We start from the raw sequence: 17,033 nt of genomic DNA on the forward strand, positions 1-17,033 counted from the left end.
TACGCGCGCGGCGGGGCCAATCAATTGCTGCTATTCACAAAGTTGTGGCTGAATTGCTGGGCTCAAGAAAAACGCCCCCGGATCATGCGATCCGGGGGCATCAGGGATTCTACCAGAAGAAGTCGTAGATCACGTCGACCACTTCGCCGGAATAGGTATCTACCAGCAGTACGTCGTCGTAATACCGGACCCAGCGATAAGGGCCGTAGACCGGCGGCAAACGGTAGGACCACGGATCGTCCAGCCAGTAGTTGCTGCCATAGAACATCGAGCCCAGGGTAAAGCCGATGCTCAGGCGGCGGTACGAATAGCCTCGATAGGGCGCATAGTAACCGCCGATATGATAGGCCGAGCGATTGCGGTCGCGGTAGCGCTGCCAGTCGTAACGGTTGTCGCGGCGCCAGTTATCGCGATCCCAGCGGTGGTTGTCGCCATTGGACCAACGACGATCGTTGTCCCGGCGATCCTTGCCCCATGCGTTGCGGTCGGGACGATTGTCCTTGCCATTCCAGGCGGGCCGATCGTCCGGCCGGTCGTTCCCCGGACGGGTGCCCGGACGGCCATCCGGGCGCCCATCGGGGCGATCACGGCCATTGCCAGCGTTCCAGCGCCGATCGTCGTCGCGGCGGTCGGCATCGCCGCGGTCAATATTGCCCTTGGCTCTTTGCCAGGCGCTAGGGGTGCCGTTTCCTTGCCAGCGGTTGCCGGATTTCCAATTCGGCTGCTGATCGGGGCGCTGCTGACCCTGCTGCGGAGGGCGGGCGTTCGACCAGGAGCGATCCCCTTGCTGCTGGGGGACGGGCCGGGCCTGCTGCTGGCGCTGATCGTTTCCGCGCCATGCGGACTGGGCCTGAGGGCGCTCGGGCGCCTGCGGGCGTGCCATGTCGGGCCGGGCCTGCTGCATCTGCGGGCGCGGGGCTTCGGGGCGCGGTGCGGGGCGAGACGCGCCGCCGTTTCCGCTGGGGCGTTCTCCACCGCTGCGCTCCTGCCGGGGCGCACGATCCTGGCGGGGCTCCGCCATTGCGGCTGCGGGAAGGGCCAGACCTGCTACAGCAATCGCCATTGCGCCGATCGCGCCCGCAGAGAGAAGCCTGCTCGCCTTCAGAGTATGTTCCTTTTTCATTTTTCCGGTCTCCAAACCGGATTTGCCGCCCGGCGATGGCGGTTCATCCTGAGTGTATTCCTATATGAGATGCGCTGTCGCAGAGGTGAACCGTGGTAATGCCTTCTGTTCATCTTCAGTGCTACCGAAATGAACAAGCCGCCGCCCCGGAGTTTCCGGAGCGACGGCTCGTGTTCTTCCGCCGAAGCTGTTCAGCGAAGTGCCGAAATCAGCGCGTCAGCTTCTTGTAGGCGAGGCGGGTCGGGCGATCCGCGGCGTCGCCAAGGCGGCGGCGCTTGTCTTCTTCATAGGCCTCGAAGTTGCCTTCGAACCATTCGACGTGGCTGTCGCCCTCGAACGCGAGGATGTGCGTGGCGAGACGGTCAAGGAAGAAGCGGTCGTGGCTGATGACCACGGCGCAACCGGCGAAGTTCTCGATTGCTTCCTCGAGCGCACCGAGCGTTTCGACGTCGAGGTCGTTGGTCGGTTCGTCGAGCAGGAGGACGTTGCCGCCCAGCTTCAGCATCTTGGCCATGTGGACGCGGTTGCGTTCACCGCCCGAGAGCTTGCCGACGTTCTTCTGCTGGTCGGCGCCCTTGAAGTTGAACGCGCCCACATAGGCGCGGGTCGACATGTCGTGACCGTTGACCTTCATGTAGTCGAGCCCGTCGGAGATTTCCTCCCAGACGTTCTTCTTGGGGTCGAGGTGGTCGCGGCTCTGGTCGACGAAGCCGAGGTGCACGGTCGAACCGATGTCGATCGAACCCTCGTCCGGGGTTTCCTTGCCGGTGAGCAGCTTGAACAGGGTCGACTTGCCGGCGCCGTTCGGGCCGATCACGCCGACGATGCCGCCCGGCGGCAGGATGAACGAAAGGTTCTCGAACAGCAGCTTGTCGCCGTAAGCCTTCGAGATATCCTTGACCTCGATGACCTTGCCGCCAAGTCGCTCGGGCACCTGGATGACGATCTGCGCCTTGCCGGGCTTGCGGCCGGACTGGGCTTCCTGGAGCTGCTCGAACTTGCGGATACGCGCCTTGGACTTGGTCTGGCGGGCCGCAGGCGTCTGCCGCATCCACTCCAGTTCGTCCTTGAGCGCCTTCTGGCGGCCGGATTCTTCGCGGTCCTCCTGCTCCATGCGCTTGGACTTCTTCTCGAGGTAGGTCGAGTAGTTGCCCTCGTAAGGGAAGTATTTTCCGCGGTCGAGTTCGAGGATCCAGTCAACGACGTGGTCAAGGAAGTAGCGGTCGTGGGTGATCATCAGCACCGCGCCGGCGTATTCCTTGAGGTGGTTTTCCAGCCATTCGACGGATTCTGCGTCGAGGTGGTTGGTCGGTTCGTCGAGCAGCAGGATCGAGGGCTTCTGGATCAGCAGGCGGGTCAGCGCGACGCGGCGCTTTTCACCGCCCGAGAGCTTGTCCACCGGCCAGTCGCCCGGCGGGCAACGCAGTGCTTCCATGGCGATTTCAAGCTGGTTGTCGAGCGTCCAGCCGTCAACCGCATCGATCTTGCCCTGAAGGTCGCCCATCTCTTCCATCAAGGCGTCGAAGTCCGCGTCTTCCGGCGGATCGGCCATGAGGTTCGAGATCTCGTTGAAGCGGTCGACGAGGTCGGCGGTTTCGCGTGCGCCGTCCTTGACGTTCTCAAGCACGCTCTTGCTCGTATCGAGCTCCGGTTCCTGCTCGAGGTAGCCGACGGTGATGTTCTCGCCCGCCCAGGCTTCGCCCGTATAGTCGGTGTCGATGCCGGCCATGATCTTGATCAGGGTCGACTTGCCTGCGCCGTTCGGGCCGACGATGCCGATCTTGGCACCCTGGTAGAACTGCAGGTTGATGTCGGACAGCACCGGCTTGGGGGCGCCGGTGAAGGTCTTGGTCATGCCCTTCATGACGAAGGCGTATTGGGCAGCCATCGGTTTCCTCTGGAAATAGGATCTGGATCTGAAAAGTTGCGCTCGCTCTACAGGTGCGAGGCCCCGTTGCCAAGGGCAGGGCCGGACGCCCGGAGCGTGTGGCGCGGCGGTTTACACGGAACGTCCGAAATGTGTCGTGCCGCCGGATTTTCAAGTGGCCGTCATCTGCTGAAAACCGCAGGAAATGCCGGTCGGCCACGACAGGAGGGTGTGAACTTCGGGCAAACGGGAATGTGAAGGGCCATTGGAAGCGGGTTTCGCGGAGAGAGAATGGTCTCAATCCTCTCAGAATTGCGCCGGGTAGGAAAGCGGCCGGGCCGAGGGCGACAAAGGGGCTTGATCGCAAAGCCGGCAGCGGGCAGGGCCTTGCCCCCCCTATCCGATCCCCGACGGAGAAAAAATGCAGAAATTACTAAAGGTTGTCACCGTGTTTGTGGTTGCCGGAGCGGTGATGTTCGGTGGCCGCTGGTACATGTATGTCGCTCAGGGTGATACGCCTTATGATGAAGTCGGCATCGCGCTGAACGGCTATGCCCCCTCGCCGCTACGCAGTTGGGGATGCCACAAGATGCAGGCCCGCTTCCCGGGCCAGTTGCCGCCCTATGGCTGCGGCACCCCCGATGGCCGCAACTGGCTGTAGCAGGAACCACGGGACATGAGCACAATGCACATCCGGCAGGACGATCCCACGGCGGCCCATGTCGCTCCTTTGCTGGAGCATCATCTTCGCGAATTGCAGGAGGTCATGGCCGAACATGCCTTCGCACTCGATGCGAGCGGCCTTTCGGTGCCGAGCGTGACCTTCTGGACGGCGTGGAACGGAGAGATGCTGGCCGGTTTCGGCGCGCTAAAGGAACTGGATGCGCGCCGGGGCGAGGTGAAGTCGATGCGTGCAGCGCCCTCCGCGCGCGGCACCGGCGTGGGGCGGGCCCTGCTCGCCCATATCGTCGAGCAGGCGCGGGCAAGGGGGTACGATTGCCTGTACCTCGAAACCGGCACGGCACAGCTCCATGTCCCGGCGATTTCGCTTTACCGGAGCGCCGGCTTTATCTCGTGCGAGGCATTTGCCGACTATGAGCCGAGCCCGCACAACCAGTTCATGCGGCTTGATCTGGTGTCCTGATCGAAACCCGGCTGGCCCCCCGGTCCGGGATCGAGATGGACCGGTTGGCAGGAGCGACGGGGCGCGTTAGGCATCTGTCATGCAACGCAGATTCTCCCCAGCGGCGCTTCTCGCCGCCTCCTCGCTCCTTGCCGCCGCTTCGCTCCCGGTTCCCGCTCTGGCCACGCCTGCCGAAGGCTCGGGCGTGGCCTGGGAAATCGTCGAGGGGCTGACCACCGAGATTGGTGCGCGGCTCGCCGGTTCGCCCGAAGAGGGTCAGGCCCGCCTCTGGGCAGAGGCCAAGCTCAACGCGCTGGGTTTCCAGAACGTCAAGATCGAGCCGTTCAAGACCCTCGTCTGGACGCGCGGAGAGGAACGCGCGAAGCTGACCGCACCTTATGCGCATTCGCTGGCGATCACGGCCCTTGGCCTTTCGGCCCCCACGCCGGCCAAGGGCCTTCAGGCCGAACTCGTCTACTTCCCCACGCTCGATGCCCTGCGCGCGGCGCCGGACGGATCGCTCAAGGGCAAGATCGCCTTCGTGGACCACGCAATGCGCGCGGCGCAGGACGGCTCGGGCTATGGCCCTTACGGCGATGTGCGCCGCCGGGGTCCGTCGATCGCTTCCCAGAAGGGGGCTTCGGCCATTGTCATCCGCTCGGCCGGTACCGACAGCCATCGCAATCCGCACACCGGCGTTACCGTATTTGCCAAGGACGTGGCCGCGATTCCGGCCGGCGCGGTCTCCAACCCCGATGCCGACCTGATCGCCCGCATCGCCAAGCGCGGCAAGCCGATGAAGATCGACCTGACCATGCTCGGCAAGCCGTTCCCCGATGCGCCTTCGGGCAATGTGATCGCCGACCTGCCGGGGCGCGACCCTTCGCTGCCGAAGATCGTGCTCGCCTGCCATCTCGATTCGTGGGACCTGGCGACGGGCGCGATCGACGATGCATCGGGTTGCGGCATCGTCACCGCAGCCGCGCTTGCCGCGCAGAAGGACGGCAAGACCCTGCGCACGATCCGCGTGCTCTGGGCGGGTAACGAGGAAATGGGCGTCACCGGCGGTGGCAGCAAGGCCTATGCCGAGATGCATGGCAATGAACCCCATGCCGTGGCGATGGAGAGCGACTTCGGTGCCGACAAGGTGTGGCAGTTCCGCCTGACCCTGGCCGAAAGCAACAAGGCCGTGGCCGAGAAGATCAAGGCCGCGCTCTGGCCGATGGGCATCGTCCAACACGACGGCGCGGCCACCGGCGGAGCGGACGTCTCGGCCATCATCGCCAGGCAGGAACTGGCGGTGGTCGATCTTGGGCAGGACGGGATGCACTATTTCGACCTGCATCACACGCCCGACGACACGCTCGACAAGGTCGATCCGGCAGCACTTCAGCAGAACGTCGATGCCTGGACGGCGGTGCTCAAGGTGATCGCCAATGAGCCGGGCGAGATCGCCCGCGTGCCCGGATCGAAGGGCGAAGGCTGACGGGGAGGGAAGGGGGCTATTGCCCCCTTTCTGACGGTGGCGCCACGATCGCGCCGGAAGACGGATGGCTTCGTCTTGCCGAGGTCGTGCTACTTCATCGCTTGAATGAGGCCGGCAACCTCCACCAGCCGCCGCGCCTGTTCCAGGTGGAGCAGCTCTGTCATCTTGCCGTCCACCCGGATCGCGCCCTTGCCCTGGTTCTCCGGGAGGGCGAACGCCGCGATCACGGCCTGCGCCCATGCGAGATCGGTCTCGCTTGGGGAGAAGACGGTGTTGCAGGGCTCGATCTGCGCGGGGTGGATCAGGCTCTTGCCGTCGAAACCGAACATCAGCCCCTGGCGCGCTTCGGCCTCGAACAGGCCGATGTCGCGAAATTCATTGCATACGCCGTCGAGGATCGCGATCCCCTCGGCGCGTGCAGCGGCAACCGCCATCGACAGGAAGGGCAGGAACGGCGTGCGGCACGGCGTGAGCTGCGCCCGCATCTCCTTGGCAAGGTCGTTGGTGCCCATGATCCAGAGCGACAGCCGCGTGGTGCGGGCCATGGCGGCGATCCGGGGCAGGTTGCCCACGCTTTCGCAGGTCTCGATCATCGCCCAGAGCTGCATCTGCGGGGCCGCGCCAAGGAGCGCCGCATCGTACCGGGCGATATCCTCGGGCGAATTGACCTTGGGGACGAGCACGGCCGCGGCCTGCGATCCGGCGATGGCGGCAAGGTCGGCCGCGCCCCATTCGGTATCGATGCCGTTTGCGCGGATCGCGACTTCGCGGTGGCCGAAGCCCCCTTCGGCAACGGCGGCGATGGCGGCGGCGCGGGCCTCCTCCTTCGCTTCGGGCGCCACGGCGTCTTCAAGGTCCAGCACCACCACGTCGCAAGGCAGCGTGCGCGCCTTGGCCAGGGCCTTGGCGTTGGAGGCGGGCAAATAGAGCGCGCTGCGGCGTGGGCGATGGGCAGTATCGGAAGCTGAGGCGGTCATCGGCAGGGTTTCCTCGCAGTTGCGGACGCATTGCGGAGAGGGGCCGGCAGGTCAAGGCTGCCCGGGCGCTGACCACGGGGGCGATTGGCGCGGGGCGGAATTCGCGCCACGGACAAGCGAGAGGTTATTCGGTGATGCAATCGTTTGAAACATGCGCTAACGACTGATTCGTCGTTAACGATCGTTCGCATGAGTGATCGAATTAAGCGTTGCCGGAACTTTTCGGCTGCTGCTGCGATAGCCCTTTACGGGTCGCATATCGTCCCGCGACCGCTCCGGATACAGGCGCGGCGCGGGACGGTAATTTGCCCTCAGCCGGCTGGTTCCAGGATTTTCTCCAAGATTATTTCGCTTTCCTGCCATAGCTTTGCGGCCGCAACATCATCTTGCGCCTGAGCTGCCGGTTGCTCCTCCGCCAACTCGTGGAAATAGCGTCCGCCTTTGCCGCCTAGTTCCTCGGCAGTGGCCAGCCAGACGATCGTTCGCGCGGGTTGCTCGGGCGCTGCGCATTCGTTGGCGGCCATGTAGCTCTGCATCGCCTCGTCGCCGTGGCTGGCGAAGTTCGAACCGACCCGGCCGGGATGCATGGAAAGCGCGACAATACCCTTGTCGATCAGCCGGCGATCCAGTTCGCGCGTGAACAGCAGGTTGGCTAGCTTGGCCTGGCAGTAGGCGGCACTGGCGTCGAAGGCGGTTTTCATCATCAGATCGTACCAGCGCATCCCCGCACAGGCGCGGTGCCCGCTCGACGAGACGGCGATCACCCGCACCAGTCCCGGAGGTGCATCCCCGGCCGCGCGTTCGAGCAGCGGCTGGAGTTCGCGCGTGAGCAGGAACGGGGCGAGGTGATTGGCCGCGAACGTGGATTCGAGGCCTTCGGAGGTCTCATGCCATCCATCCCGCACGCCGCCCGCATTGTTGACGAGAACATCGACCTTGTCGGTTAACGCGCGAATTTCCCCTGCGACGCGGCGGACCTCGTGCATTTCGGCGAAGTCGCCCCGGAGCATGTCGATGCGGGCGGCTCCCGTTCCGGCAGCGCGGATTTCGGCCTCGGCCTGTTCGCAGCGGCGGGGGGCGCGTCCCGTGCCGATAACGTGCCAGCCCATGCGTGCGAAGGCCTGCGCGGTGGCCTTGCCGATGCCGGAACTGGCGCCCGTGACGACCGCGCATCGCTGGCGGGCATCGGACTTTTCGGCGGGCGGCTTGCTGAGGTCCGGCTGGCCGTCTGATTGCGACATTATCGTTACTCTCCCTTTGAATTCTCTCTCAGCGCGGCTCCGCGCCCCGGAGGAACAGCCGCACTGCGAAGCGTACCCTGCGATCCACATCCTGCGCCGGAAGCTCGTTCCCCGAAATCAGGAAACGTACGGGGGCGCTGACGACCATGCTCATGAAGACATTGGCCGAAAGCATCGCATCCTCGATGGCGAGTCGCCCGGCGAGGGTCTCTTCTTCCAGAAGCTCAGCGAGGAAGCGCACGGTGGGCAGGGCGGCGATCTCGTAATAGGTCTGGAAGATGTCCGGGAAGCGATAGGCTTCGGTATTGATGAGGCGCTGCAGCTTCACGCCTTCCGGCGTTCCGGCCAGCTGAATGCGCAGCAGCGCGATACGCACGAGCGTTTCTTCAAGCGTATCGGCGCGCGTTGCCTTAATCGCCTCGGGGCTCGCCGCGCGGCGTTCCGTTCCGCGGCGGATTGCGGCGCGGAACAGCGCGGCCTTGTCCGGGTAGCGAGCGTAGACGGTCCGCTTGGTCATGCTCACTTCGGCGGCGATGGCCTCGATAGTGGTGGGCTCGAACCCCTTTTCAAGGAAATTTTCGAAGGCGCAGTCAAGCAGTTGCGCGTGGCGGGCCTGCGCCTGTTCCCGCGTCGGGCGTCCCGCACGAACGGCGACTGGAGCGGAAGTGGCGGCTTCGATCACGTCGGTCTTTTCGGTCATTTCGGCATTGGAACCGATCGGGCTTGCGCTGCCAAGGGGATCGTGAATAATGAAACGCATGAGTTGCCATTAATCGAGTCGCGGGCCGATGTCCATCTGGACCGGGCTGCGAAGAAAAGAACGGGAGAGCACCACATGGCCGAAGCCGCCGACAAACTCATGGCCCTTGTCGCCGATCCGCAGCGTTTTACCTTCAGCGCCGAAGAACTGCGGGCCACGCAGGTCGCCGCGCTCGATGAGCGTTTCCAGGAGCGCAAGGACCGTATCAGGCTGCTTGGCCTGCGTGCGCGTGACGCCGGGGTGGAGAGGATTGGCTCGGTTGCGGAGGTGGTGCCGCTGCTGTTCCCGCACACCGCCTACAAGTCCTACCCGGAGGGTTATCTGATCGAGGAGCGCTGGGACCGGCTGACCAAGTGGCTCGGCACGATTTCGCCCTATCCGATCGAGGGGCTGGAGCTTGATGGCATCACAGGGATCGATGACTGGATCGCGCGGCTGGCGGCGCTGGGCCATTTCATCTCGTGCTCCAGCGGTACCACCGGCAAGTCCGCCATGTTGATCGCGTCGCAGAAGGACATGGACTGGTCGAAAATCGATACGGTCAACGTCTTTGCATGGGGTTCCGGCGTGGCGCCCGCGCAGGACCGCCTCATCGTTGGCTGCGCGCCGGTCGCCACGGTGCCCAAGAACGCGACGATAGCGCAAGCCCAGTACGAGGCTTTCGCCAATCCCGAGTATCCGCGCTGGAGCTATCCGGTGCCGCCGATCACCGTGGGGTCGCTGACCTCGATGGTGGTCATGCGCAAGAAGATCGCAGAGGGCACGGCGCGCCCCGAGGAGATTGCCGCCTTCGAGGAGACTTCTGCCGCGCGGGGGAGGGCAGTGGCCGACGCCATTCCGGCCACGGCGCAGTTCATAATCGAGAACCGCCATCGCAAGCTCCAGCTCTCGGGTCTCTGGAGCGGGCTATGGCAAGTGGCGAAGGAGGTGCGCGATGCGGGCTACGGCCGGGACGATTTCGATCCGGACAACTCGATCTACGTCGGTGGCGGGTTGAAGCGTGCGCAACTTCCCGATGATTATCAGGAATATGTGTTCGATACCTTCAACATTCCCGAGGATCGTCACTTTCAGAACTATTCCATGCAGGAACTGAATTCCGGGATGCCCAAGTGCCGGGAGGGCGGACGCTATCATGTGCCACCCTGGGTGGTTCCGATCCTTCTGGACAAGACCGGCGACAATGCACTCGATCACGGACAGGGCGAGATGGAGGGCCGCGCGGCGTTCTTCGATCTTTCGCTAGACGGGCGTTGGGGCGGCATCATCACCGGGGACCGGATTTCGCTGGACTACAGCCCCTGCAAGTGCGGCAACCACGGCCCTTCGGTCCGGGACAACATCGTTCGTTACGCGGACCTGGAAGGTGACGACAAGATCGGTTGCGCCGGTACGGTCGATGCATACGTGCGAGGTGTGGCATGAACTCCGTTATCCAACCTATTGAAAATAAAGAACTAGTTTCTGCGCCGTTCTTCCTGCGCGGCGAAGTGCTTCACGGCACCGATGTGATCCAGACATCGCGCGACCTTGGCGTTACCTTCGCCACCCCGCGCATACCCTTCGACCGGGCTGTGCCGCCGCGTACCGAGGTGCCGCCCCTGCTCAATGTTCCGCTGGACGAGATCATCGACTTCCTCGTCGAGACCGGCCAGCGGCTTACTGCTGCCGACAACGATCACATGCAGGAATGCATCGAGAGGATGTGCCGCACGCATATCCTGCCGCGGGCGGTGGTGGAGAATACCGCCCGCCATGCCGCGGCCTATCTCGACAAGAAGGTACTTCGGGCCGAGGTAGAGCAGAACTTCCTCGATCCGCGCGCACTTGATGAATGGGTGCCCAAGGAGGATTTCACCGGCCGCAGAAGCTTCGTGCGCGCCTTCGCGCCGCGCCTGATCCATGTCCTGCCGGGCAATTCGCCCGGCGTGGCGGTAAAGTCGGTGGCGCAAGGCTCGATGGTCAAGGCGATCAACCTGTTTAAGATGAGCAGCGCCGACCCCTTCACCATGGTCGCGATCCTGCGGACCATGGCGGATATCGACCCGAACCATCCGATCGTCCGCTCGATGTCGGCGGTCTACTGGCGCGGGGGTGACGACGCGACCGAGCGCGTGCTCTATCGCCCGCAGTACTTCGACAAGATCGTCGCCTGGGGCGGCGGCGATGCTATAAACAATGTTATCAAATATTTGGGTCCAGGATTTCAGCTCGTTTCGTTCGATCCCAAGACGTCGATCTCGTTCGTGGGGCGCGAAGCCCTGGTGGATGATGAAACGGTAGATCGGGTTGCCGATCTCTGCTCGGCGGACGTCATGACCCTCAATCAGGAGGCTTGCGTCGCCAGTCGCTTCCAATTCGTGGAAGGCAGCGAGGCGGACGTTGACCGTTTCTGCGAGCGTCTGCACCATCACGTCGCCCGGCGCGCCGCCGAAAGCGGCGATGTCCGCCCGCTGGACCGCGACATGCGTGAGGCGGTGGAGATGATGATCCTGATGGACGACGAATACGGCGTCTGGGGCAGGACCGACGGCAAGGGGCTGGTGATCCGCTCGGATGAGCCGGTGGATTTCCATCCGATCAACAAGACCGCCAATGTCGTGCGGGTGGACAGTCTCGACGAGGCGGTGAAGTGGATCAACGTCGCCACGCAGACCGTGGGGTTCTACCCCTTCGACCGGATGGCGGACTACCGCGACCGGCTGGCGGCGGGCGGCGCGCAGCGCGTCGTCCATCTGGGCGAGGCGGGGCCTTCGACGATCGGCAACCCGCACGATGCGATGTATCCTCTCCACCGCTTCGTGCACTGGATGGCGCACGAGGATGGAAAGGCGCCGGGCTAAGGGGAATTGCCCGGGCGATACCGGCACGATGCCTGATGGCCTGCCGGTACGATCCTGTTACTCAAGCTGGAAAAGCGTGAATAACAGAAAAAGGGAGTTCGGCGATGAAGGGTGCAAGGCTGGCAACGCGTATCTGCGGGGTGATCGCAATCGCGGCTGGGGCTGCCGGGGTAGCCATGGGTCAGGCGCAAGTCGCGGCGCCTGCCCAGAGTTCGGTTTCCCCGTCCGATGCCAACAAGGCGGCGATGGCGGAGATAATGCGCCACGGCAGCTACCTTCCGCGAGGCGGCGCGCCGAACAGCCTGCTCTATAACCCGGCGCCCCCGGCACCCGGCTCCGCAGCCATGGCGCGGGACGAAGAGGCGGCGAAGGCGGCCCTCGCCCTGCATGGCACGCCGCGCTGGGAACAGGCCAAGATCGATGCCGATCTCTTTACGCCGAAACTCACCGATACGTTTTCCTGCGCTGCCGGTTTCCGCATCGGCGCGGACACCACCCCGCGGGTTCAGGCCCTGCTGTTCAAGGCCATGATGGACTTCGGCCTCGCCAGCTATCCCACCAAGAATCATTATAAGCGGGCGCGTCCGTTCATGGAAAACGGCAAGGCGATCTGCACGCCCGATCAGGAGGGGATCCTGCGCAAGGATGGCTCCTACCCCTCGGGGCACAGCGCCATCGGGTTCGGCATGGGGCTGATCCTTGCCGATCTGGTGCCTGATCGCGCCGGAGAACTGGTCGCGCGGGGGCGTGCCTTCGGGGAGAGCCGCCGGATTTGCAATGTTCACTGGCTGAGCGATGTCGAGGAAGGAAGGATCGTTGCGACCACTGTCTTCGCCCGTTTGAATGCCGAACCGGCTTTCACCGCCGATATCGCTGCTGCGCGGGCAGAACTGGCTGAAAAGCGCGCCTCGTTGCCCGTACCGGACTGCGCGCGAGAAAACGCGGCGCTGGCGATGTAATCGTACCGGCGAAACCTGCACGCGCCCAGGCTCTCGGCCCTATGCCAGTGCACGGGCGCGCGATAGGCAATGGTCAAAGACATTCGCAAAGGATCGAGAAAGACCATGGCCGTTGAAATCCTGCTCCCCAAGATCGGCTTCTCCATGCAGGAAGGGCAGATCGCAGAATGGCTCGCCAAGGACGGGGACGCGGTTTCCGAAGGTCAGCCGCTTTTCTCGCTCGAAGCGGACAAGTCGACCAACGAGGTGGAAGCGCCGGCTTCGGGCACGCTCAAGATCGTGGCCGCCATCGGTGAAACCTACGAGGTGGGAACCGTACTCGGCTACATCGAGTAAGAGGGGTAATTCCAACCGATAATGGCAACGGGGAAGGGGGCTGGACAGGCCCTCTTTCCAGGTCCAGATTGCGCCTCATGCGCAAGACTTTTTCCGCCGTCGCCGCCGCTCTGGCTCTCGCTTTTTCTGCCGGTGCCGCCGATGCGGCGCTGCCGGTCGGCGCCAAGGCGCCCGCCTTTTCGACGCAGGGCGCGAAGGGCGGCAAGGCCATGTCGTTCGATCTCAAGGCGGCGCTGAAAAAGGGGCCGGTCGTCCTCTATTTCTACCCCAAGGCCTTCACACAGGGTTGCACGCTGGAGGCGCATGCCTTTGCCGATGCAACGGATGATTTCGCCAAGCTCGGTGCCACCGTGGTGGGCATGTCGAACGACGATCTGCCCACGCTCCAGAAATTCTCGACCGAAGCCTGCCGCGACAAGTTCGCGGTTGCCGTTGCCACGCCGGCGGTGATCAAGGCCTACGACGTTGCGTTGAAGCGCGAAGGCGCGCCGGCCGGCATGACCGATCGTACCAGCTATGTGATCGCGCGGGACGGAAGGATCGTCATGGTCCATTCCGACCTCGACTATCGCGACCACGTGAAGCTCACGCTGGAAGCGGTCAGAAAGCTTAAGGGCTGAGAGAGCCTTTCACGGCTCTTGAACAGCACCCCCATCAGCGGGTAATAGCGCCGCTTTCGCACGGCTTGCCTGACGATGGGCATCGCGCGCGCTTTACTTACGTCGCCACTGCGCTATGCGCGGCGCTCGTTTCTGGGAGTTTGAAGTCATGCGTGCCGAAGGGCAGGCCCACATTGCGCGTATCGAGAAGGCCCTCGCGCTGGTCCGCAAGTTCCTCGACTGGGACCGCGCCCTGCGCCGGTTCGACGAGCTGAACGCGCGCGTCGAAGACCCCACGCTCTGGGACAAGCCCAAGGAAGCCGAAGCGGTGATGAAGGAACGTCGCCGTCTCGAAGCCTCGATCGGCGCCGTGAACGACATCAGCCGCGAGATGCAGGACGCTGTCGAGTTCGTGGAACTGGGCGAGATGGAAGGCGACGAGGATACCATCAACGAGGGTATCGCGACGCTGGCTGCGCTGGCTGACCGTGCCGACCAGGACAAGGTCACCGCGCTCCTCTCGGGTGAGGCGGACAGTAACGACACTTATCTCGAAGTTCACGCCGGGGCCGGCGGAACCGAAAGCCAGGATTGGGCCGAGATGCTCCAGCGCATGTACACGCGCTGGGCGGAGCGTCATGGCTACAAGGTCGAACTGGTCGATTATCACGCCGGTGAAGCCGCGGGCATCAAAAGCTGCACGCTGCTCATCAAGGGCGAGAACGCCTATGGCTATGCCAAGACCGAGAGCGGCGTCCACCGCCTGGTCCGCATCAGCCCTTACGACAGCTCGGCGCGCCGCCATACGAGCTTCTCGTCGGTATGGGTCTATCCGGTGATCGACGATACTTTCGAGATCGACATCAACCCGTCCGACCTGAAGATCGATACCTATCGCGCTTCGGGTGCCGGCGGGCAGCACGTCAACACCACCGATTCGGCCGTGCGCATCACGCACCAGCCATCGGGCATCGTCGTGGCGAGCCAGATCGACCGTTCGCAGCACAAGAACCGTGAAATCGCGATGGGCATGCTCAAGGCACGCCTGTTCGAGGAAGAAATGCGCAAGCGTGAGGAAGCCGCCAGCGCCGAACACGCGAGCAAGAGCGATATCGGCTGGGGCCACCAGATCCGTTCCTATGTGCTCCAACCCTATCAGCAGGTGAAGGACCTGCGCACCGGTGTCGTCTCGACCGCGCCCGGCGACGTGCTGGACGGCGCGCTCGATCCGTTCATGGCCGCTGCCCTGTCGCAGCGCGTCACGGGCGAGAAGGTCGAGGTCGAAGACGTAGACTGAGTTCGAAGCGCGTTCGGACCGCAGCTTGGCAGCCGATTTTGCCAAGCGCGGGCCGAACCGCTAAAGGGCCGCATGCGCTTGTCATCCCGCCTTGTCTGTCGCGCCGCCATCGCGGTCTCGACGCTTGCTCTGGGGCTTGCCCTGGGGGCGTGCCATCGCGAGCCGGTGGACGAATCGCGCCCTGAAACCGCGCGGGCCTTTCCGGTGGCGGATCGCCCGATTTCCAAGACGCCAGACGGCGCCGTCGGCACCGAAGTCCAGCGTGACAGCATGAACGAGGCGCAGGTCGTCATGGACCTCGCCCGGATCGAGCCGGGCATGAGCGTGGCCGATCTCGGCGCAGGCGAGGGATATTACACGGTTCGTCTGGCCCAGCGCGTCGGCTCCAAGGGGCGCGTGCTGGCTGAGGATATCGATCGTGAAGCGAACGAGCGGCTGGGCAACCGCGTCATGCGTGAAGAGCTGGAGAACGTCTCCATCAAGCTCGGCACGCAGGATGATCCCAAGCTGCCCGAAAACAGTTTCGACCGTGTCTTCCTGGTACATATGTACCACGAGGTCACGGAGCCTTACGCCTTCCTCTGGCGCCTGCGCCCCGCGCTGCGCAAGGGAGGCCGCGTGGTCGTGGTCGATGTCGACCGCGCGAGCGACAGCCACGGAATTCCACCGCAGCTGCTTTTCTGCGAATTCGCGTCCTTGGGCTTTCGTTTGACGGAATTTGTCCGTAAGCCGGAGTTACAAGGCTACTACGCGCAGTTCGAGGTCGCAGGAGCGCGGCCGGAACCCGCAAACATCGTACCTTGCCGGATGTCCGGCAACACCACGGCGCAAAAGTAGTGAGCGTCAGTAGCACAGGGCGTATATAAGGCCGCTGAACCAGCGTGCCCGACGCCGGGGGAAAGACGAAAGAGAAGATGGGTTTCAAGGGTCTCAAGCCGATTGTCTATGGTGGACGCGAAGTCTGGCCGCTCGTCGAGGGCGGCAAGGGCGTTGCCGCGACCAATCACATGAGCTCGGGCGCCTGGGCGGCGGCTGGCGGCATCGGCACGGTCAGCGCCGTCAATGCCGACAGCTATGACGCCGAAGGCAAGATCGTCCCGCAGGTCTACAATGCCCTGACGCGCAAGGAACGCCATCAGGAGCTGATCGACTACGCCATCGACGGCGCAGTCGAGCAGGTTCGCCGTGCCTACGAGATTTCCGGTGGCAAGGGTGCAATCAACATCAATGTCCTGTGGGAAATGGGCGGCGCCCAGGCCGTGCTGGAAGGCGTGCTGGAAAAGACCAAGGGAATGGTCACCGGCGTCACCTGCGGCGCGGGCATGCCTTACAAGCTGTCCGAGATCGCCGCGCGTTTCAACGTGAACTACCTGCCGATTGTCAGCTCCGCCCGTGCTTTCCGCGCGCTGTGGAAGCGTGCCTATCACAAGGTCTCTGACCTGATGGGCGCGGTGGTCTACGAGGACCCCTGGCTGGCCGGCGGTCACAACGGCCTGTCCAACGCGGAGGATCCTCTCAAGCCGGAAGATCCCTATCCCCGCGTGAAGGCGCTGCGCGATACCATGCGTGCAGAAGGCATTCCGGACAGCGTGCCGATCGTCATGGCCGGCGGTGTCTGGTTCCTGCGTGACTGGGAAAACTGGATCGACAATCCTGAACTCGGCTCGATCGCGTTCCAGTACGGCACGCGCCCGCTGTTGACGCAGGAAAGCCCGATCCCGCAGGCGTGGAAGGACCATCTGCGCACGCTGGAACCGGGCGACGTGCTGCTGCACCGCTTCTCGCCGACCGGGTTCTATTCCTCGGCCGTGCGCAACCCGTTCCTGCGGAACCTCGAAGCGCGTTCGGAGCGCCAGATTCCCTATTCGAAGGTCGAGGCCGGAGAGCACACCGTGCGTCTCGACGTCGGCGTGAAGGGCAAGAACTTCTGGGTCGCGCCCAAGGATCTCGACCGTGCGCGCAGCTGGTCGGCCCAGGGGTTCACGGACGGCCTGCGGACGCCTGACGATACGATCATCTTCGTCAATCCGGCCGAGCGTGACGAGATCCGCAAGGATCAGGCGGACTGCATGGGCTGCCTGTCGCACTGCGGGTTCTCTTCGTGGAAGGATCACGACGACTATACCACGGGTCGCCTTGCCGATCCGCGCAGCTTCTGCATCCAGAAGACGCTTCAGGACATTGCCCATGGCGGCCCGGTCGACGAAAACCTGATGTTTGCGGGCCATGCGGCCTACAAGTTCAAGCAGGACCCGTTCTATTCGAACGGCTACACGCCGACGGTGAAGGAACTGGTCGACCGCATTCTGACCGGCGACTGATCGAAGCCGGTGACGGAAAAAGGAAAAGGGCGGCTTTGGGCCGCCCTTTTTCGTTTCCCGCCCTAGGGGCGCGCGTCCCTTGCTTCGCAAATCTAAAGGCG

General features: G+C 63.9%; 16 protein-coding genes. 11 read left to right on the forward strand and 5 right to left on the reverse strand.

What is annotated here, in order from left to right; translation table 11 throughout:
• Window positions 1-109: 109 nt before the first annotated feature.
• Entirely contained in the window at window positions 110-1,123 is a 1,014-nt protein-coding gene (locus tag ACLIMP_RS10295; protein ID WP_443477824.1) for an RcnB family protein, read from the reverse strand.
• Between the two features lie 208 nt (window positions 1,124-1,331).
• Window positions 1,332-3,011 (reverse strand): energy-dependent translational throttle protein EttA, encoded by a 1,680-nt coding sequence (gene ettA / locus ACLIMP_RS10300; protein WP_132468762.1) that lies wholly within the window; start codon window positions 3,009-3,011, stop codon window positions 1,332-1,334.
• Window positions 3,012-3,411: 400 nt separating this feature from the next.
• Here ettA and ACLIMP_RS10305 point away from each other — a divergent pair, with 400 nt between their 5' ends.
• From ACLIMP_RS10305 to ACLIMP_RS10315, 3 genes are all read left to right on the forward strand, one after another.
• Complete coding sequence (locus tag ACLIMP_RS10305; protein WP_054441663.1) at window positions 3,412-3,651, forward strand: hypothetical protein; 240 nt, start codon at window positions 3,412-3,414, stop codon at window positions 3,649-3,651.
• A 15-nt stretch (window positions 3,652-3,666) separates the two neighbouring features.
• Complete coding sequence (locus ACLIMP_RS10310; protein WP_324694885.1) at window positions 3,667-4,134, forward strand: GNAT family N-acetyltransferase; 468 nt, start codon at window positions 3,667-3,669, stop codon at window positions 4,132-4,134.
• A 79-nt stretch (window positions 4,135-4,213) separates the two neighbouring features.
• Window positions 4,214-5,599: a M28 family peptidase gene (locus tag ACLIMP_RS10315; protein WP_324694887.1), complete on the forward strand. Its 1,386-nt coding sequence runs from the start codon at window positions 4,214-4,216 to the stop codon at window positions 5,597-5,599.
• Window positions 5,600-5,688: 89 nt separating this feature from the next.
• On the opposite strand, the gene ACLIMP_RS10320 is transcribed toward ACLIMP_RS10315, so the two are convergent.
• The 3 genes from ACLIMP_RS10320 to ACLIMP_RS10330 all read right to left on the reverse strand — a co-directional run bounded on the left by ACLIMP_RS10320 (window position 5,689) and on the right by ACLIMP_RS10330 (window position 8,577).
• Complete coding sequence (locus ACLIMP_RS10320) at window positions 5,689-6,576, reverse strand: HpcH/HpaI aldolase/citrate lyase family protein (protein WP_324694889.1); 888 nt, start codon at window positions 6,574-6,576, stop codon at window positions 5,689-5,691.
• A 311-nt stretch (window positions 6,577-6,887) separates the two neighbouring features.
• A complete protein-coding gene (locus ACLIMP_RS10325; RefSeq protein ID WP_443477825.1) occupies window positions 6,888-7,817 on the reverse strand; it encodes an SDR family NAD(P)-dependent oxidoreductase in 930 nt (309 codons plus the stop codon).
• A gap of 28 nt (window positions 7,818-7,845) precedes the next feature.
• A complete protein-coding gene (locus ACLIMP_RS10330) occupies window positions 7,846-8,577 on the reverse strand; it encodes a TetR/AcrR family transcriptional regulator (RefSeq protein ID WP_324694893.1) in 732 nt (243 codons plus the stop codon).
• A 75-nt stretch (window positions 8,578-8,652) separates the two neighbouring features.
• Between ACLIMP_RS10330 and ACLIMP_RS10335 the strand changes: the two genes are divergently transcribed.
• The 8 genes from ACLIMP_RS10335 to ACLIMP_RS10370 all read left to right on the forward strand — a co-directional run bounded on the left by ACLIMP_RS10335 (window position 8,653) and on the right by ACLIMP_RS10370 (window position 16,932).
• A complete protein-coding gene (locus tag ACLIMP_RS10335) occupies window positions 8,653-10,002 on the forward strand; it encodes a hypothetical protein (protein WP_324694895.1) in 1,350 nt (449 codons plus the stop codon).
• Window positions 9,999-11,420 carry an acyl-CoA reductase gene (locus ACLIMP_RS10340; RefSeq protein WP_324694897.1) on the forward strand — a complete coding sequence of 474 codons (1,422 nt, stop codon included), beginning with the start codon at window positions 9,999-10,001 and terminating at the stop codon, window positions 11,418-11,420. The genes ACLIMP_RS10335 and ACLIMP_RS10340 overlap by 4 nt, the downstream gene beginning before the upstream one ends.
• A gap of 104 nt (window positions 11,421-11,524) precedes the next feature.
• Window positions 11,525-12,379, forward strand: a complete 855-nt coding sequence (locus ACLIMP_RS10345; protein ID WP_324694899.1) for an acid phosphatase — start codon at window positions 11,525-11,527, stop codon at window positions 12,377-12,379.
• A 105-nt stretch (window positions 12,380-12,484) separates the two neighbouring features.
• Window positions 12,485-12,715 (forward strand): biotin/lipoyl-containing protein, encoded by a 231-nt coding sequence (locus ACLIMP_RS10350; RefSeq protein WP_185997494.1) that lies wholly within the window; start codon window positions 12,485-12,487, stop codon window positions 12,713-12,715.
• A gap of 77 nt (window positions 12,716-12,792) precedes the next feature.
• Window positions 12,793-13,335, forward strand: coding sequence for a peroxiredoxin (locus tag ACLIMP_RS10355; protein ID WP_324694902.1), 543 nt, complete (start codon window positions 12,793-12,795; stop codon window positions 13,333-13,335).
• Window positions 13,336-13,483: 148 nt separating this feature from the next.
• Entirely contained in the window at window positions 13,484-14,611 is a 1,128-nt protein-coding gene (prfB, locus tag ACLIMP_RS10360; protein ID WP_132468765.1) for a peptide chain release factor 2, read from the forward strand.
• A 72-nt stretch (window positions 14,612-14,683) separates the two neighbouring features.
• Window positions 14,684-15,448, forward strand: a complete 765-nt coding sequence (locus tag ACLIMP_RS10365) for a class I SAM-dependent methyltransferase (protein WP_132468766.1) — start codon at window positions 14,684-14,686, stop codon at window positions 15,446-15,448.
• 77 nt (window positions 15,449-15,525) lie between these two features.
• A complete protein-coding gene (locus ACLIMP_RS10370; protein WP_054441687.1) occupies window positions 15,526-16,932 on the forward strand; it encodes an NAD(P)H-dependent flavin oxidoreductase in 1,407 nt (468 codons plus the stop codon).
• Window positions 16,933-17,033 lie beyond the last annotated feature (101 nt).

It is taken from the genome of Novosphingobium aeonii (genome assembly GCF_052279045.1).
Taxonomy (GTDB): Bacteria; Pseudomonadota; Alphaproteobacteria; order Sphingomonadales; family Sphingomonadaceae; genus Novosphingobium.

Bases quoted from the DNA above. Each gene is read 5' to 3' on its own strand.
- ACLIMP_RS10295 (WP_443477824.1), bottom strand. From the start codon at position 1,123: ATGAAAAAGGAACATACTCTGAAGGCGAGCAGGCTTCTCTCTGCGGGC.
- ettA (WP_132468762.1), bottom strand. From the start codon at position 3,011: ATGGCTGCCCAATACGCCTTCGTCATGAAGGGCATGACCAAGACCTTC.
- ACLIMP_RS10305 (WP_054441663.1), top strand. From the start codon at position 3,412: ATGCAGAAATTACTAAAGGTTGTCACCGTGTTTGTGGTTGCCGGAGCG.
- ACLIMP_RS10310 (WP_324694885.1), top strand. From the start codon at position 3,667: ATGAGCACAATGCACATCCGGCAGGACGATCCCACGGCGGCCCATGTC.
- ACLIMP_RS10315 (WP_324694887.1), top strand. From the start codon at position 4,214: ATGCAACGCAGATTCTCCCCAGCGGCGCTTCTCGCCGCCTCCTCGCTC.
- ACLIMP_RS10320 (WP_324694889.1), bottom strand. From the start codon at position 6,576: ATGACCGCCTCAGCTTCCGATACTGCCCATCGCCCACGCCGCAGCGCG.
- ACLIMP_RS10325 (WP_443477825.1), bottom strand. From the start codon at position 7,817: ATGTCGCAATCAGACGGCCAGCCGGACCTCAGCAAGCCGCCCGCCGAA.
- ACLIMP_RS10330 (WP_324694893.1), bottom strand. From the start codon at position 8,577: ATGCGTTTCATTATTCACGATCCCCTTGGCAGCGCAAGCCCGATCGGT.
- ACLIMP_RS10335 (WP_324694895.1), top strand. From the start codon at position 8,653: ATGGCCGAAGCCGCCGACAAACTCATGGCCCTTGTCGCCGATCCGCAG.
- ACLIMP_RS10340 (WP_324694897.1), top strand. From the start codon at position 9,999: ATGAACTCCGTTATCCAACCTATTGAAAATAAAGAACTAGTTTCTGCG.
- ACLIMP_RS10345 (WP_324694899.1), top strand. From the start codon at position 11,525: ATGAAGGGTGCAAGGCTGGCAACGCGTATCTGCGGGGTGATCGCAATC.
- ACLIMP_RS10350 (WP_185997494.1), top strand. From the start codon at position 12,485: ATGGCCGTTGAAATCCTGCTCCCCAAGATCGGCTTCTCCATGCAGGAA.
- ACLIMP_RS10355 (WP_324694902.1), top strand. From the start codon at position 12,793: ATGCGCAAGACTTTTTCCGCCGTCGCCGCCGCTCTGGCTCTCGCTTTT.
- prfB (WP_132468765.1), top strand. From the start codon at position 13,484: ATGCGTGCCGAAGGGCAGGCCCACATTGCGCGTATCGAGAAGGCCCTC.
- ACLIMP_RS10365 (WP_132468766.1), top strand. From the start codon at position 14,684: ATGCGCTTGTCATCCCGCCTTGTCTGTCGCGCCGCCATCGCGGTCTCG.
- ACLIMP_RS10370 (WP_054441687.1), top strand. From the start codon at position 15,526: ATGGGTTTCAAGGGTCTCAAGCCGATTGTCTATGGTGGACGCGAAGTC.